At 71.6% G+C, this 12295-nt stretch carries 16 protein-coding genes; 12 read left to right on the plus strand and 4 right to left on the minus strand.

Annotation, left to right across the window (positions count from 1 at the left end; genetic code table 11):
• Positions 1-216 precede the first annotated feature (216 nt).
• From ACFWFI_RS33255 to ACFWFI_RS33290, 8 genes are all read left to right on the plus strand, one after another.
• Positions 217-1698 (plus strand): hypothetical protein, encoded by a 1482-nt coding sequence (locus tag ACFWFI_RS33255; RefSeq protein ID WP_387397589.1) that lies wholly within the window; start codon positions 217-219, stop codon positions 1696-1698.
• 80 nt (positions 1699-1778) lie between these two features.
• Positions 1779-2177: a hypothetical protein gene (locus tag ACFWFI_RS33260; RefSeq protein WP_387397591.1), complete on the plus strand. Its 399-nt coding sequence runs from the start codon at positions 1779-1781 to the stop codon at positions 2175-2177.
• A 69-nt stretch (positions 2178-2246) separates the two neighbouring features.
• Entirely contained in the window at positions 2247-2675 is a 429-nt protein-coding gene (locus ACFWFI_RS33265) for a transcriptional regulator (RefSeq protein WP_387397594.1), read from the plus strand.
• 72 nt (positions 2676-2747) lie between these two features.
• Complete coding sequence (locus ACFWFI_RS33270; protein WP_387397597.1) at positions 2748-3494, plus strand: NUDIX domain-containing protein; 747 nt, start codon at positions 2748-2750, stop codon at positions 3492-3494.
• A gap of 100 nt (positions 3495-3594) precedes the next feature.
• Positions 3595-4407 (plus strand): DUF4097 family beta strand repeat-containing protein, encoded by an 813-nt coding sequence (locus ACFWFI_RS33275; protein WP_387397600.1) that lies wholly within the window; start codon positions 3595-3597, stop codon positions 4405-4407.
• A 74-nt stretch (positions 4408-4481) separates the two neighbouring features.
• Positions 4482-4892, plus strand: coding sequence for a RapZ C-terminal domain-containing protein (locus ACFWFI_RS33280; RefSeq protein WP_387397602.1), 411 nt, complete (start codon positions 4482-4484; stop codon positions 4890-4892).
• Positions 4893-4940: 48 nt separating this feature from the next.
• Positions 4941-5141 carry a hypothetical protein gene (locus tag ACFWFI_RS33285; protein WP_185036421.1) on the plus strand — a complete coding sequence of 67 codons (201 nt, stop codon included), beginning with the start codon at positions 4941-4943 and terminating at the stop codon, positions 5139-5141.
• 101 nt (positions 5142-5242) lie between these two features.
• Entirely contained in the window at positions 5243-5791 is a 549-nt protein-coding gene (locus tag ACFWFI_RS33290) for a hypothetical protein (protein ID WP_387397606.1), read from the plus strand.
• Between the two features lie 69 nt (positions 5792-5860).
• On the opposite strand, the gene ACFWFI_RS33295 is transcribed toward ACFWFI_RS33290, so the two are convergent.
• The 4 genes from ACFWFI_RS33295 to ACFWFI_RS33310 all read right to left on the minus strand — a co-directional run bounded on the left by ACFWFI_RS33295 (position 5861) and on the right by ACFWFI_RS33310 (position 7498).
• Positions 5861-6037, minus strand: coding sequence for a hypothetical protein (locus ACFWFI_RS33295; RefSeq protein WP_387397609.1), 177 nt, complete (start codon positions 6035-6037; stop codon positions 5861-5863).
• The gene (locus tag ACFWFI_RS33300) at positions 6028-6270 is read right to left on the minus strand and encodes a DUF7848 domain-containing protein (RefSeq protein ID WP_387397612.1); all 243 of its coding nucleotides are present in this window, start codon (positions 6268-6270) and stop codon (positions 6028-6030) included. Before ACFWFI_RS33300 ends, ACFWFI_RS33295 begins: the two co-directional genes overlap by 10 nt.
• A 4-nt stretch (positions 6271-6274) precedes the next feature.
• Positions 6275-6718: a hypothetical protein gene (locus ACFWFI_RS33305; RefSeq protein WP_387397614.1), complete on the minus strand. Its 444-nt coding sequence runs from the start codon at positions 6716-6718 to the stop codon at positions 6275-6277.
• 285 nt (positions 6719-7003) lie between these two features.
• Positions 7004-7498, minus strand: a complete 495-nt coding sequence (locus ACFWFI_RS33310; RefSeq protein WP_387397617.1) for a hypothetical protein — start codon at positions 7496-7498, stop codon at positions 7004-7006.
• A 77-nt stretch (positions 7499-7575) separates the two neighbouring features.
• Between ACFWFI_RS33310 and ACFWFI_RS33315 the strand changes: the two genes are divergently transcribed.
• The 4 genes from ACFWFI_RS33315 (at position 7576) to ACFWFI_RS33330 (ending at position 12192) form a co-directional block, all read left to right on the plus strand.
• A complete protein-coding gene (locus ACFWFI_RS33315) occupies positions 7576-8817 on the plus strand; it encodes a helix-turn-helix domain-containing protein (RefSeq protein WP_387397620.1) in 1242 nt (413 codons plus the stop codon).
• Entirely contained in the window at positions 8814-9368 is a 555-nt protein-coding gene (locus ACFWFI_RS33320) for a flavoprotein (protein WP_387397623.1), read from the plus strand. The genes ACFWFI_RS33315 and ACFWFI_RS33320 overlap by 4 nt, the downstream gene beginning before the upstream one ends.
• Before the next feature lie 141 nt (positions 9369-9509).
• On the plus strand, positions 9510-11798 hold the full coding sequence (locus tag ACFWFI_RS33325) for a type IV secretory system conjugative DNA transfer family protein (protein ID WP_387397626.1): 2289 nt from the start codon (positions 9510-9512) through the stop codon (positions 11796-11798).
• A 10-nt stretch (positions 11799-11808) separates the two neighbouring features.
• Positions 11809-12192 carry a hypothetical protein gene (locus ACFWFI_RS33330; RefSeq protein ID WP_387397628.1) on the plus strand — a complete coding sequence of 128 codons (384 nt, stop codon included), beginning with the start codon at positions 11809-11811 and terminating at the stop codon, positions 12190-12192.
• Positions 12193-12295: the final 103 nt, after the last annotated feature.

The raw sequence follows: 12295 nt of genomic DNA on the forward strand, positions 1-12295 counted from the left end.
ACCGCGCCCCCCGCTCCACGATGGGCGACGGCGGCGGGTGGTGGGGGCCGGGTGAATCGGCCCCCGAGGGCGCCGCCGTGTCCGGACCTTGCGCCGGGTCGAGGCCGCGCTCGAACAACGGACGACACTTTCAAGTCAACTCACAGTTGAACTTGTAGTCGTGATGCGAGTTGTGCCATGGTTGACCCGCCGCACCACACCGAAGGAGACACACCCTTGAAGATCACCGACGCCCAGACCACGGCCCTCCGCCTGATCCTCGACAACCCCCGTGGGGTCGTCGCGTGGCTGCGCGGCGAGACCGGTTTCCTCAAGATCCACGGCAACACCGAGAACCGGCTCCACTCGCTCGGCCTGGTCGAGGCCGTCAAGATCGGCACGAACACCCGCGTCGTGGGTACCGAGAGCGTCGAGTACGACGTCACCGTCTGGACCCTCACCTCGGCCGGGTACGAGGCCCTCGGCGTCGAGGTCCCGGCCGCCGAGGAGGTCCCGGCCGCCGAGGAGGAGGTCCTCCTCCCCATCCCCGAGCGCTTCCGCGCGGCGTACGAGGCCGAGCTCGCCGAGACCCACGCCGACGCCGACAGTGCCCCGTACCGGCAGGTCTGGCAGCACGTCACCAGCGGACGGCCCGTCGCCCCGCGCTGGCTCCTCGGCCACCTCGCCGACGTCGCCGCGCTCCTGGTGGACCTCGTCGAGGAGTCCGAGGAGCACCCCAGCACCCGCGCCACCCGCAGCCGCGGCGCCGCCGAGCTCCTCGACCTCCTCGACCGCCACGGCGCCCGCCCCTGGCCCGCCGTCGGCCACGGCCTGCGCCCGTGGGGCGACGAGGCCCCGCACTGCGAGGACTGCGCCGAGCAGACCGGCCCCCGCCCCCCGGCCGCCGTCACCGCGGCCGAGGCCGCCGCCGACGAGGAGCGCGCCGCCCGACGGACCGCCTACGAGGCCCGGCTCGCCGCCGAGCTGCGCAAGACCGAGGACGAGATCGCCGCCGAGCACGGCGACCACATGCGGCCCGGCGCGGCCGTCGAGTGGACCAACCCGGGCAACGGAGAGACCGCGTACGGGGTCGTCCAGTCGGTCTACCGCCGCCACAACGGCAAGGCCGCCGCGGACGTCGAGCTCCTCGGCCGCTCGGGCGGGTCCATCGACGCCGAGCAGCTCGGCCCGATCACCGGCCGGTGCGGTGCCGCCCTGCCCACCGACCCGACCCCCTGCGACGGCGTCCCGACCGTGACCGTGCTCGACTCCTCCAACGCTGGGGTCGAGGGCTGCGAGCGTCACGGCGCCCGCCTCCTCGCCATCCTCGACGGCGGCCGGGTGTACGCCCTGCCGACGGCCCCCGAGGGCGCCGCCCTGCGGGTCCACCGGTCCGCCGGGACCGGCCGCCCCGCCGTACGCGTGACCAGCCTGCGGGAGCTCGTCACGACGGCCCCGGCCCCCGTCTTCCGCCCCTTCCCGCGCTTCACGCTCGAACCCGGCTGGGTCGACGTGGACGTTCCCGGCTGGGAGCTCAAGGGCGACAAGGAGTCCGGCGAGTACCTGAGCGACTGTCACGAGACCTTCCGGCCGGACGACTCGAACGCGGATATCGAGGCCGCCATGGAGTGGGCCGAGCAGCTCATCGGCGCCCGGCAGGAGTGGGCCCACGTCCGCGAACGCGGCTTCGACCGGTGGGAGGCCGGCACCCGCGACTGATCACACCGCACACCGCAGTACCGGGCCCCGCTGGGTGAATCACCGGGGCCCGGCCCGACCCCCAGAGAGGAACCACCACAGTGAAGACCGAGACCCGAAACAACGTGGTCCACACGATCCCGCTCGGGACCGCCCGCCTTCGCCTCCTGGCCCTCGGCCTCGTCCGCACGGCCGTCCCGGCGCTCGCCGCCGTCGCCGCCGCGTGGGCCGTCGAGCCGCAGCTCAACGCCGACGGGTTCGCCCGCGTCGCGTACCTCGTCCTCGTCGCCGTCATCGCCCTGTCGGCCGTCGACAACGTCCTCGTCAACGCCACCGAGCGCGCCTACCGCCGGGCGTACGGCCGTGTCCACGGGCCGCGCTCCTGGTCCTGCGAGGACTGCGGGCGCCTGATCACGGCCCGGGAGTGGACGCCGTTCGACGCCGCCGCGTTCGAGACCCACCTCGCCGACCCGCGCGCCCACGGCTGCACCCACAGCTGACCCGCCGGCACCGCCGCCGGGGCCTCGCCCGAGGCCCCGGCCCCACCGAACCGAGAGGAACCGCTCGACATGACCGTCAACCGTGCCGCCGCCTTCCCCGCCGTGTACGCCCTCCTGCGCGTCGCCGCCGACGTCGCCGACCACTGGGTACAGAGCGACCACCAGGCGCAGCACAAGGCCAAGCCGGGCGCCGAGGGACACAAGGCCCTCGCGGGACACGTCGCCTCGTACACCGCCACGCAGGCCGCCGCCCTCCTCGTAGGGAACCGCCTCCTCGGCCTCGGCCTGCGCCCCCGCAACATGGCCGCCGCCCTCGCCCTGTCCGGCGCGACGCACTACCTCATTGATCGCCGTTGGCCGGTCCGCAAGGCGGCCGAGGCCACCGGAAAGGGCGCGTTCTACACCCTCGGCGGGCCCCTCGGCGGCGCGTACCTCCTGGACCAGGCAACCCACCACCTGATGGAGGGGTTCGCCGCGTACGTCGCCGTCCGTGACTGACCCGTCCCCGCCCGCCCCGCTCCCCGCCGGGCGGCGCCGCCGCCCGGCGGGTTCGGACCGAACAGGAGAAACATGGATGCGACCCCGTACGCCCCGGTCGACCACCCCGGCGTGACCGTGCCCGAGGACCGGCGCCACTGGTCGGTAATCTGGCCCGAGTACGCGCCGGTCGAGATCACGCCGCCCGAGCTGCGCCCCCTGGCACTGGCCCAGCACGTACCGGACTGGGCCGAGGGGCACGCCACGCCGGAACAGGTACGCGACTGGGACCAGCGGCGGGCCGCCGCCCTGGTGTCCTTCGAGCTCGACGAGCGCGGGTGGCCGCTGCACCCGCACGGGCGCACCGGGCGCACCGGGCGCAACTTGGGGCAGTGGGGCGAGAACCAGGCCGCCGACCCCATCGTGATTGCCGGAACCGGTGACCAACGGTCGGTGCTGCTGATCACCCGTGACGACATCGGAGCGGAGGCCATCCCGGGCGGCATGGTCGACCTGGGCGAGACCGCCCCGACCACCCTCGTGCGCGAACTGCGCGAGGAAGCCGGTATCGACCTGGCGGACCACCGGCCCGTCATCCTCGGCCGTCAAGTCGTCGCCGACTGGCGCAACACCGATCACGCCTGGGTCGCATCTACCAGCGCGCTCTATCGACTGCCCGAACGGGTCACCGTCACCGCCGGGGATGACGCCGCGGACGCGGGATGGTTCCCGTTCGGCTCCCTTGACCAGCTCGAATCAGCGGTCACCGCATCCGGTCGAACCCTCTACGCCGCGCACCGCCCGTTGTTGCTGCGCGCCCTCGAATACCTCGACCACTGACACTTTCAAGTCAAGTCACAGTTGTACTTGTAGTTGTGGTGCAAGTCGTGCCATGGTTGACCCACCGCACCACACCGCACCGAAGGAAGGGACACCCCACATGAACCAGATCGCCACCCGCGACGGCTTCCCGGAGCGCACGTTCACCGCCGAGGACGACTACACCGGCCCGGTGCTCGCCGACGTGACGTGCCCCACCGGCACCGTGTACGCCACCGTCGACCCGGCCGCCACCGTCGCCACCGTCCGGGTGCTCACCCACGACGCCACCGACAGCGCCGCCGCCAAGGCGGTGCGCAACACCCGCATCTCGCAGAGCGCCGAACGCCTGGTCGTCGTCGTCCCCGACGTGCCGGCCACCGCGCAGCAGTTCAACGGCATGACGTTCGGCGGGGGCATGACCGTGATCAACGGCGTGCGCTACAGCGGCAACGTCACGGTGGTGAACGGCAACGTCATCGGTGGCGGCGCGCAGAACTTCTCTACCGGCGTCGAGGTTCACATCACCCTGCCCGCCGGGTCCGGCATCCGCTCACGCTCCGAGAACGGCAGTCTCCGGGCGTCCGGTGTCGTCGCCGCCATCGAGGCCGAGGCCACGAACGGCAGCATCACCGCCGAGTGCGTCGGCCGCATCAAGGCCGAGGCGGGCAACGGCTCGGTCAAGGTCGGCCGCGTCACGGAGTGGATCGACGCCGAGGCGAGCAACGGCTCGGTCAAGGTCGAGGAGTACGCGGGTTCCGCGTGCCGCGTCCGCGCGGGCAACGGCTCGGTGAACTTCACCGTCGCGCCCGCCGCGTCCGGCCGGATCGACGTCAAGGCGGGCAACGGCTCGGTGAAGCTCTACGGCGTCCGCGGCCGTACCGACCTCGACGTCAACGCCTCGGCCGGAAACGGCACCGTCAAGAAGTTCTGACCAGGCAGCACCACACCCCGGCCGGGGCGGACCCTCCGCCCCGGCCGCTCGCATCCCAGGGAGGAACGCCCACAATGACCGCCACCACCGAGGCCCAGCACGCCGAACCGGCCGAGATCGAGCTCGTCAGCTTCGGCTACCTGCACGGCGACGCCCCCGAGGCTGACCTCGTCATCGACATGCGGCGCCACTTTCGTGATCCCCACGTCAGCCCCGAACTGCGCGAGCTCACCGCCGAGCACGAGCTCGTTACGCGCGCTGTGTTCGGCACCGCGGGTGTCCCCGAGCTCGCCCTCGCCGTCCTCGCCGCCGTCGCCGCTTTCCGCTCCGGTCCCTCGGCCGGAACGGTCCGCGTCGCCGTCGGGTGCGCGGGCGGCCGGCACCGCTCGGCCGCCATGGTCAATCACCTGGCCGTGCGGTACGGCAACGAGCTGCGCGTCCTCGTCGAGCACCGGGACATTCACCGGCCGGTCGTCGCCCGATAGACCGGCCGCCCTCACCCGCCAACCCGCCTCACCCAAGGAGTGCCCCGCATGTACCAGGCCCGTGACGAGGTACAGATCGTGTCGTGTGCAGACGACGGCCGCGCGGCCGGGAAGACCGGCGTAATCCTCGACGAGGTCCCGCCCGGCCCGCTCACGGAAGGCCGGTGGACCGTGAAGGTTGACGCCTTCTGGATCGCCGACGTCCTGTGCGAGTCGGGCGAGCTCATGAAGACCGGCAAGCGCAGGTAGCGCCACCCGCACCACCAGGAGCGCCCGGCCCCGTCGAGGGCCGGGCGCTCCGTCGTACCCGCATGACACCCTTACCGGCGACACCCAAGGGGGAACCCCGCATGACACGAGACCTCGCCCAGGACCGCAGGACCGCGGGCGGCCTCCTCGGCGGCGCCGCGGCGTGCGCAGTGCTCGCCGCCGGCACCGGCAGCACCGCGCCCGTGTGGCTTGCGGCCGGGATGCTCGGCGGGGCCCTCATGGTCTACCGCCGCACCGTCCCGCCCCGGCCGTACGCGTATTGGCCCGCCTGGGCAACCGGCGCCGTGATCGCCCTCCTCCTCGCCTGGGCCCAACCCGGAGCGCCGCGCCTGGTCCTGTTGCCCCTCGCCGGGGTCGAGGCCGCCGTCGCCCTGGTCCTCGCGCTCCTCTGGAACCGGCGCCGAAACGGGCGCGGTGACTGGATCGTGTGGCTACCCGAGGAGGAGCTCCTCCTCCGCCGGGAGTGGACTCGCCGGGACGCGATCCGGTGGGCCGAGGACGACTACCGCCGCCCCTGCGCGATCAGCCTCCTTGACGAGTTCCCCCACATGGTGAACGAGGCGCCCCTCTACCCCGACCGAGAGCGCCCCATGTACCGGCGGGCGCCGCGCCTCGGCGAACAGGAGTAGACGCACACACGGAAGCGCCCGGCCCCGGTGAGGGTCGGGCGCTTCCGTGCGTCCGTGGGGGAGCGGGCCCTACGCGGGGCCCCCGCTCGCACGTCGGGCCCGTTCCTCGACCAAGGCCGTCCGGACGGCCCGCGCGTGGTCGACCCCGATCCTCATACGCTCGGCGCGCTCCCACAGTTCGCGCCGCCGCCCGTCAGGTATTCGCGGCTCGTCGAGCAGCCGCTCGCCGCCGGTCATCACTTCCATGCGCGCGGCTCCACCAAGGCATATCCCCACTGGGCCGCCCGGAAGCGAAGGTGTCCGGTGTCGCGGGTGTGCTCGAACATCCACCGCGCGAGCGCATCCCCGTCCTGCAAAAGCCCCGAGTCCGCGCCGCACTCGGTGTCGTCGCCGGACACGCACACCGCCTGATGATCCGGCAGGCCCAACGGGTCCGGGATGATTCCGTGTTCGCGGAACCTGTACGTCGCCCTCGTCACGGTGTCACCTCAGCCGCTCGCCGTGGTGAACGGGTGCGACGTACTCGCCGGTCTGCGGGTCGCGCGAGCTCACCGTCATGGTGAGTTGGTACTCCCACAGGCCCGCCACTGGGCCCGGCACCCGAGCAAGGGACAGGGAGTGCGGTTCGAGGCCGGGCGACTTCCGGGCGACGTCGGCGGCGGCCTGTAGGGCGTCCGCCGGGGTCGTGCCCGTGCACACCAGGACGGTGAGCGCGCTCACCGTGACGTCGCTGGACGGGTCGAGCCCGTCGAGCGCGCCGACGGCTTGACTGGCCTCGTCGAGAGAGCGCACAAGATCGTGAGCGAAGGGGGGCGTACGGTCCGCGCGCAGGAGCTCGACGCCGTCCTCGACGGGGCGACGGGTGGCCGGCAGATGGGCGCCCGGACCAGGGTCGGGGCGGGGTGTTCCGTTCGTTGAATGCGCCATGTCCGGACCGTAAGGGCCGACGGGCCGGGGGTGAGCACGCACGGTGCGTGCCTTGTTCGGCAACCCCGTATGTCCCCAGCTCACAGAAAATGAGCGACGCGCATACGGGCAGGTGGCGACGACAAAGCGGCCCCCCGGAGGGTGAATCACCGGGGGGCCGCCGCGGACCAGCGTACGGCGCAGCGCGCCGCAGAACCGACAGGGCCCCGGAGCCAAGGCGCGGAGGCTCCGGGGTCCTGCGGGGGCCGTGCGCAGCTCCCACGGGGGGAGGAGCCGCACACGGGGTCAACAGGCGCGGGCGTGATCCCCGCGCAGCGCCTCGGCGGCGAGGACCGCCTCGCATAGCCGGACAGGGTCAACGTACCGCGCACCGCCGCGAGTTGAACGGCTCAACCATGCAGCCACATACCCGCCCGTCGGGCCGTGCGGGACGACGAGCCACGTCCCGGCGGTGAGCGCCCGCACGGCCTGCGGGCCGCCGTCGACCGCGCGGGCCGCCGTTCCCTCGGGCACCAAGACGATGAGCTCGCTCCGCGCGTGGTCGGCGAACACCGGGTGACCGGCGTCGAGGGGAAGGTCGAGGACGTCGAGCGCCGCGAGGCCGCGCTCAAGGGAGGCGATGGCGAGGGCTTCCCACCGGCCGCCGACGGTGTCCCACGGCGTACCGACGGCGACGAGGGACGTAGCGCCACGGTCGGCATGTCGCAGCCGGTCGAGCGTCTCCTCATCGGGGTTGAGGAAGTCGGCCCACCTACGGGGGTTGTTCTCAGGAGTGGCCATATCCGGACCGTAAGGGGCGTACAACAGGAAGTAGGCACGCACGGTGCGTGCCTTGTTCCCCGGCCCGGAGAAGCGCCATGGAGACACAGGGAATCGGCCGCCGCGTCGCCTACTGGCGAGAGCGCCGTCGGATCACGCAAACCGACTTCGGCGCCCTCATGGGCCAGTCCCGCCGATGGGTGCAGGATCTCGAAGGCGGCAAGCGGCAGACCGACCCCCGCCTCTCCGTCCTCGAACGCGCCGCCGCCGTCCTGGGCATCACCTTGGACGCACTCCTCACCGACGGCCCCGGCCGTCAGTGCATTGACGGCGTCGAGCTCGACGCCATCCGGGCCGCGCTGCAACGGCACGACGTGCTGACCGGGACCGCCGACGCCGACCCCGCCGACCCGCTTCCGCTCGGCACCCTTCACGGCCGCCTCGTCCACGCCCGTACCGCGTTCCAGTCCGGCCACTTCGCCAGCCTCGGCCGCCTGGTCCCCGAACTCCTCGTCGACACCAACCGGGCCGCCGCACGCCACCAGGGCGACGACCGCCTCGGCGCCTTCCGTCTCCTGTCCCTCACGCTCGAACTGACCGAGGCCGCCGGCATCAAGTACGGGGACCACGACTTAGCCCTCATCAGCGGCCACCGGGCCGTGGCGGCGGCCGAGCGGTCGCAAGACCCGGTCATCATGGCCTCGGCCGCCCGGCACCTCACCGACGCCATGACGGCCCAGGGGCAGGCGCAGGCCGCCGCCGCGTTCGCGCTCGCCGCCGCCGCCCGCCTCGAACCCGACCTTCGCACTCGGGGCGCCGACGGCCTGTCCGTCCTCGGGATGCTCTACCTCAAAGCCGCCATGGCCGAGGCCACCATCGGCGCTTCGGACGACCGCCGCGCCTCGACCGCGGCCAGCAACGTACCCGGCCTCCTGGACCAGGCCGACGGGCACGCCGAGGAGCTCGGCGCCGACGGAAACGCCGTCTGGACGGCGTTCGGCCCGACCAACGCCCGGTTGTACCGCGTGGCCGCACACGTCCAGCTCTCCGAGGGCGCGGACGCCGTCGCCGTCGCCGCCGACATCCCGAACCCCGCCCGCGCCACCCTGCCCAAGGAACGCCGCGCCCACCTCCTCACCGACCTAGCCCGCGGACTCACACAGGCCGGGCAACGCGCTAAGGCCGTCGAGACCCTCCTCGACGCCGAGCGTGAGGCCGAGGAAGAGGTCCGGTGCCGGCCACGCACCCGCCAACTCGTCGAGGACTTGCGCCTCCTGGGGGCCGGTTCCGCCGACGGCCGCTTGCAGGCGCTCGCCTCGCGCTGTGGACTGCCCGGGTGACACAACGCACCCTGTACCTGATCTCATGTGCCGCGCCGCCCGCCCGGCACCTCACCGTCCCTATCCGCGGCGCCCAGGCCCGCGGGTGGGACGTCTGCCTCGTCCTCACCCCCAGCGCCCACCGATGGGCCGCCGAGGACCCCGAGGGCAACCTCGACGAGCTGCGCGAGCTCACCGGCCGAGTGGTCCGCCACGAGTACAAGCTCCCCTCACAGGCCGATGCGTTCCCCGACCCGGACGCACTCCTCGTCGCCCCCCTGACGAGTAACAGTCTGAACAAGTGGGCCGCCGGGATCTCGGACACGCTCGCCCTCGGCCTGATCACGGAGGGGATCGGCCTCGGCCTGCCGATCACTGCCCTGCCGCACTGGAACGACGCCCAGGGCCGCCACCCCGCCGTGGCCCGCAGCGTCGCCGAGCTGCGCGCGGCCGGGGTGACGCTCCTCCTGGGGGACGGCGACGCTCCCGGGTTCGTCCCGCACAAGCCCCGGCACGGGGACGTGCACGCCTACCCGTGGGAGCTCGCCCTCGACGCCCTGCCGACGTCCTGACGAACCCCCCTTCCCCGCGCCCGGCTCCCCAGGGGCCGGGCGCGCGTTGTGCCCGGTGAAACCCGACGGCGCCCCGGCGCGGCCGTGCGCGAGGATCACAGGGCACGCCCCGCCGGGCGTGCGGGACAGAAAGGGGGAGACGTGGGAGCTCTACCGAACCCGAGGGACCTCGTCGACGGACTACCCGGCGGCGCGCTCGGCCTCGGCGGGGGTGGCCTGTTGGCCGGGATGATCGTCGTTGCGGTGCTCGCCAACCAAGGCACCCCGGCAGACCGCGAGAAGTTCAACCGGAGCGTTGAACAGTTCTTCGGCAACGCCGCCGCCGGCATCGGCCGGTACGTCACCGGCCGCGAGCTCACCGGGGAGACCCGCAGCGAGGCGACGTGGTGGAAGGCAGGCGCCCCCCTGCCCGACGACAAGGCCACCGAGACGCCCGTCGAGCAGCTCGGCGCGCGTCCCGGCGCCCCGGCCGCCGTCTCGCTCGACAAGCCGTCCAAGGCCCGCCGTGCCGCCCGAGTCGCCACCGCCCCGGTGCGCCTCCTCGGCGGCGCCCTCGCGGGCATCTGGCGCGTTCTGCGCGCCTGGTCCCGGTGGCCGTACGCCGCCCGCTCGGCGGCCCGTCTCGCTCCGATCCCGCTCGCCTGGGGGTGGTGGCGATTCCCCGCCGAGACCGAACTCGCGCTTTACGCAATCGCGTTGGCCGCCTTTGTCGCAGCCCTCACCAGCCCGGCCGCACTGGGGTGGTGGCGCATCCGTCCCGTGTGGACAGATGGACAAATCTACGGGCCCGGTGTCTGGGTGGCGGTGCGTCAGATCCTCCGAATGGAGGACACAGAGCCGCGGTCGCGCTGGCTCTCTGTCCCCGATGACGTCCGCGCGGACGGTGCTCGAATTGTGCTGCGCATTCCGGCGAGTTGGATCGGCGGCCCCGAGGCCGTAGGAGCAATCGAGCGCATCATCGAGGAGCGGGTTCCCGGCGAATGGGTGCCCCAATGGGAGCGCACCGGTAAAGAGCATTACGTCCAGTGGACACCCGCACCGAAGCCCACGCCGAAACCCGTCCTCCCCGACTACGTCCCGTGGAAGTCGACAGGAGACCCGCGCCGCGTGTTCGTCGGCCTCGCAATCGAGAGGGATTCGATTGTCGACGCCGTCATTCAAACGCAGTCCGCTACGCCGCATTGGGGTGTGGCCGGTGCCACCGGTTCCGGTAAGTCGACGGTGCTTTACATTCCCGTCGTGCACGGCCGCATGAATGGCGAACTGATCGACATTCTCGACACGAAGCGGAACAGCCTCGCCGAGGCCGAAGGGTATTCAGGCGTTCGCATTCACAAGACCGTGCGTGAATGTATCGCTGCATTCGCCGAATTCCTCACGTCGATGATGGCGGCCGAAGCGGCAATGCAAAAGGGTGCCGATCCGGCCCTACGCGCCCAGCTCGTACCCCGCACGCTCGTTATCGACGAGTTGCCGACATTGATCAAGCTCGCATATACATGGTGGCGCTACGGCCTCAAGGGAAAGGGAACCCCTCCTTTCCTTGACTGGCTCTCGATCATCCTCCTGCAAGGACGCTCCTCAAATCACCGCGTCGTCGTCGGTACGCAGCAGTTCGCAAACGCGTTTTTCGGCGGCACGATGGAGCGCGCCCAGATCGGCACGAAGATTGCAGTCGGACACCAGGACCGCGTTTCGTGGGGCGTGGCATTCGGGCAGAGCACACCCGTTCTCGGATACGACACCGACGTTAAGGGGCGTGGCGCCTACTCGGACCAGAGGAAAGACCCCGACACCGATTACCTGTACGTCCGGGAGATTCAGCCGAGCTACATCACACCGGAAGTCGGACAGTTCCTTTCGATGTGCCAGCAGGCCCCGGCCTGGTTCGATGCCGGCGCCATGGCGCCGTGGATTACCCCCGACGTCCTCGACGAGGTCAACGAGACCGCCGCGACGGCCGCGTTCCTCCCCGGCGGCAAGTACGGCCCGGCGGCGCTCCCCCCTGTCGGCGCCACGGCCGCGAGGGGGATCACGGGGGGTTCGCCCAGCTCACACCAGACGACACCGGCACTCACGACAGGGGGCACGACAGGCGGCACGACAGGTGCCGGCGCCGAGCTCGTCCCGGCCGAGGCCCAGGACCAGGCCGAGGACGTCGTCGAGACGTACAGCCTCGCCCAGGCGTTTGAGCGCGGCATCATCCCCCACAAGCCGAGCACCATCCGGACGTATTTCAAGCGCGGCGAAAAGCGCGGTATCAAGGCCCCGGAAGGCATCACCGACGGGCAGACCTCCTTTTATAGCGAGGAGGAGCTCAAGACGTGGCTTGCGGAATGGCAGGCGTGGCAGGACAAGAACAACACCGCGCCGCCGCCGCGAAAGAGCGACGAGGCGGGCAAGGAAACCGAGGAGGCTCCGAGTGCCTAATCCGTCCCAGGTGAAAGAGATTGACCGCGACTATCTCGCCGAGGAAGGCGCCGACCTGAAACAGGGGAAGGCCGCTTTCCTGTCGGTCGATTTGGTTCACGGCCGAATCTGCGCCTACTCGGCCGACGAGTACGCGGATATCGCCCCCGTCCTCGTCGGTAGCGGGTGGCACATGCGTTGGCCTATCCCGCCCGTCGGCAATAGGCGCGCAAACGCACTCATTGCCGATACAGCGAAGCACGCCGATAACCTGTTCAACATGGTTTCTCTGCGGACTGAGCCCGACCCGCACGGCGTCATTCTGTACGCCGGGGCAGGAACCGCTATCGACGCCATTCAAAGGCGTTGCGCGGAAGAGTGGAGAACCTATTACGAGGCTCCCGGAAAGGAGTAGGAAGAAACAGGGACGGGGGCGCCGGGTGTTGAAACGGCGCCCCCCACCCGATTAGTGGCGGGGGTCGGCGCCCGTATCGCGGTGGCGGATAAAACAAAGTCGC

It is taken from the genome of Streptomyces sp. NPDC060209 (genome assembly GCF_042728155.1).
In the GTDB taxonomy this organism is placed as follows: Bacteria; Actinomycetota; Actinomycetes; order Streptomycetales; family Streptomycetaceae; genus Streptomyces.

Coding starts and splice junctions, on each gene's coding strand:
- ACFWFI_RS33310 (WP_387397617.1), bottom strand. CDS start 7,498: ATGGCCACTCCTGAGAACAACCCCCGTAGGTGGGCCGACTTCCTCAAC.
- ACFWFI_RS33265 (WP_387397594.1), top strand. CDS start 2,247: ATGACCGTCAACCGTGCCGCCGCCTTCCCCGCCGTGTACGCCCTCCTG.
- ACFWFI_RS33280 (WP_387397602.1), top strand. CDS start 4,482: ATGACCGCCACCACCGAGGCCCAGCACGCCGAACCGGCCGAGATCGAG.
- ACFWFI_RS33270 (WP_387397597.1), top strand. CDS start 2,748: ATGGATGCGACCCCGTACGCCCCGGTCGACCACCCCGGCGTGACCGTG.
- ACFWFI_RS33290 (WP_387397606.1), top strand. CDS start 5,243: ATGACACGAGACCTCGCCCAGGACCGCAGGACCGCGGGCGGCCTCCTC.
- ACFWFI_RS33305 (WP_387397614.1), bottom strand. CDS start 6,718: ATGGCGCATTCAACGAACGGAACACCCCGCCCCGACCCTGGTCCGGGC.
- ACFWFI_RS33285 (WP_185036421.1), top strand. CDS start 4,941: ATGTACCAGGCCCGTGACGAGGTACAGATCGTGTCGTGTGCAGACGAC.
- ACFWFI_RS33295 (WP_387397609.1), bottom strand. CDS start 6,037: ATGGAAGTGATGACCGGCGGCGAGCGGCTGCTCGACGAGCCGCGAATA.
- ACFWFI_RS33275 (WP_387397600.1), top strand. CDS start 3,595: ATGAACCAGATCGCCACCCGCGACGGCTTCCCGGAGCGCACGTTCACC.
- ACFWFI_RS33315 (WP_387397620.1), top strand. CDS start 7,576: ATGGAGACACAGGGAATCGGCCGCCGCGTCGCCTACTGGCGAGAGCGC.